The 2840-nt window shown below is 38.9% G+C and carries 2 protein-coding genes; both read right to left on the bottom strand.

The features are described 5' to 3' along the window. Positions 1 to 328: 328 nt before the first annotated feature. Entirely contained in the window at positions 329 to 1747 is a 1419-nt protein-coding gene (locus tag NT145_07935) for a transglycosylase SLT domain-containing protein (protein MCX5782610.1), read from the bottom strand. Between the two features lie 93 nt (positions 1748 to 1840). Then, positions 1841 to 2500 (bottom strand): protein jag, encoded by a 660-nt coding sequence (locus NT145_07930; protein ID MCX5782609.1) that lies wholly within the window; start codon positions 2498 to 2500, stop codon positions 1841 to 1843. Positions 2501 to 2840 lie beyond the last annotated feature (340 nt).

Genomic DNA, 2840 nt, shown 5'->3' with positions numbered 1-2840 from the left:
CCAGTCACCGTTTGGAAAATGGTTGATTTTTTAATGTTTATGCGGGACATAGTTTATTGTTTACAACAAATTTCTAATAAAGTGCTTAATATTACAATAAATTTGTAAAAAAATTATGGCAGGGGTGAAAAAAATATGAAAAATCTGGAATTGGCAAAATGCATTGAATAATGAAGGATTTTATGTTTAGAAAGTATTCTGAGGAGGATTTTCTGTAGTTTTTGGATGAATAAAGATTTTTTTGTGGCTTTTCCTACCTACTACCTACCCTCGGGTCCATAGGACCCTATGGGTCCGAGGACTATCTACTGTTTTTTGTGCTGCAGTATTAATTGAAGTATTTCTTACCGGGGCGGATTATTAAGGACTGCCCTATTCTGAGGTATTTTTTACCGCGGAGCTGCTTGTTGTCTTCTTTAATTGCCTTGACTGTAGTGTTGAATTTTTTTGCTATTTTTTCTATCCAGTCGCCTTTTTTAACTTTGTATTTCAAAAATCCGCGCGTTGGATTTAAGTCTTTTACCGTAGCAATACTGGCAAGAAATGTTTCTTTAGAACCTTTCGGCAGTTTCAGTTTAAACTCAGGATAGTTCGGCGGGGTGCACCATGCCATTATGGAAGGGTTAAGCTCACGAATCTCTTCCACTGTCGTTTTCGCGCATTCAGCTACAATTTTTAAATCAATCACATTGTTTATTATGGTTTCATCATACTCAATAGGTTTGTCAAATTTAAGATTATACCCGTACTGCTTTGGATTATCCCCGATCAGAGTCACCGCTATAAACTGAGGAACATAATTTTCGGTTTCTTTAGGAACCGCCTTTCTATCCTTGAACTGTTCAATATTAACTGCCTGGGAAAAATGCATATCCCGCCCAAGGCCGAATTCTCCCCTGTTATACGCCGCTAAAGCCAGGTGCCAGTCGTCAAAAAGAATATATAAATCGCGCAAATACCTCGCCGCCGCAATTGTTGATTTTTCAGTATCTTTTCTTTCGTCAATCCAATAGTTAACTTTCAGGCCGAAACCGCGCGCAGTTTGAGGCATAAACTGCCATATTCCGAGCGCGCCGGCGCGTGAAAGGTCGTTCACGTCGTATAAACTTTCAACCACGGGAAGATAAATTAATTCTTTCGGCAAATTGTATTTTCTTAACGAAGGGAAAATCATATCTTGATATTTTCCTGATCTTTCTAATGCCCTTTTTATCCTTTCTTTGGACGTTCCCTGCTTGTACTGATCAAGATATTTTTTTACAACAGGATTTTCCGCATCCATCGGTATTTTATAGGCTTTTGCCGTTAATGTGGACTCGTCCTGATATGTAAGATCATGTATTTTAAGAAACAAGTTTTCATACTGGTCTTTTAGATAATAATGCGCTTCGGCGGGCATAACAGCGGACTGAATTTGAGACAAGCTTTCAGTAAAAAGCTTGCCGGCCTTTTGTTTATTGCCGTCAGAATAGGCCATAACAGCCTTCCTGAAAAGTTTCTCGGCATTTATCAGCATTTTTTCGGAAGGCCACGGGACTTCGGGTTTTTTCTCGCCAAACTCAACTGCAGCGTTTTCCCCTTCGGTGTCCGTGGTTATTTGTTCTTCTTCCTGTTCTTCCTTTGTAAGCGGCTGGGTTGCCGCTTCGGTAGATATGGCAACCGTTATATTTCCGTCAGGTATTTTAACGCAAAATAATGTGCCGGCAAAAAAAATATTTATAAATAATAAAATTATAAATCTTTTCATTTTTAAAAAGCCGTTACCAGCCACCTGTGACCGGCGACCAGCAAAGGCGATTAAATATTTTTGATTTTGTTTTTACCGGTAACTGGTTGCGGGTTACTGGTTGCTGTTGTCTTTCAGTTTGATGCAAAGTTTTCTTAAAAGGCCTTCGCCTTCCGAATAAGTTTCTACATCATTGTCTGATTTTAAGAATTCGTGTATAGTTTTTCTGTCTTTTGAAGGCATTGGGCCGAAATGATAAATTGAACCGGTTTTTCTTACCTGATCCGCAGCATCCTTTGCCAATTTCTGGATTTGCTCCTCGTGTTTAAGATGAAATTTATCGGTATCAACCGAAACTTTAGTGCGGGTATTTTTGTCTTTGTTTAAAATTAAATTTAATACCAGCTCTATTGCATCAAGGGTCTGCCCGCCTCGCCCGATAATTATTCCGCTTTCGTCGCTTTTAATATCTGCAAGCACTCTTCCGGTCATCAGAGCAGTGTTAATCTGCTTATAATTTATTTTCATAAGATTTAAAAGCTCTGAAAGAATTTCCTTTGTTTTTTTCTGCGCCAAATCATAATCAACCAGATCCGTTTCCAGCTTTGATTTAAGCTGTACAACAGCCGGTTTATTTCCCATAAGGCCGAAAAGCCCGTTAGAACCTTCATTCAAGATTTTAATTTCAACGTCTTCTCTGTTACAGCCGAGCTTTTTAAGCCCTTCTTGAATTGCTTCTTCAACCGTTTTTCCTTCTACTTCAATTTCAGCCATCTATTTTACCTCCGCAAGTATAACATCTTTAGTATTTTTTGATTTCGCCGCATTAAGACCGCCAAGTAGATTTCTAAGCTGTCACCCTGAACTTGCCTGTCCGCCGTGCCTGCCCCGTTGATTTGGTTTCAAAGAAACCATGCGGGGGGAGGTCAGGGTCAATTTCAATTTTGTCATGCTGAACTTGGTTCAGCATCTCAAAACCGAGATCCTGAAATAAATTCAGGATGACATTCTTTTTATGCTGTTAAGTTCGGAATGACTTTCTGACACTTTTTAGTTATCCTTCATAAGGATAAAATTTATTATTTTTGTATCTCTAATGGGGCTTTACCCCGTT

This window comes from Elusimicrobiota bacterium, from assembly GCA_026388075.1.
Lineage (GTDB): Bacteria > Elusimicrobiota > Endomicrobiia > Endomicrobiales > JAPLKN01 > JAPLKN01.
The sequence above is the reverse complement of the archived record's forward strand: the minus strand, read 5'-3'. Positions and strand labels throughout refer to the sequence as shown.

Coding starts and splice junctions, on each gene's coding strand:
- NT145_07930 (MCX5782609.1), bottom strand. CDS start 2,500: ATGGCTGAAATTGAAGTAGAAGGAAAAACGGTTGAAGAAGCAATTCAA.
- NT145_07935 (MCX5782610.1), bottom strand. CDS start 1,747: ATGAAAAGATTTATAATTTTATTATTTATAAATATTTTTTTTGCCGGC.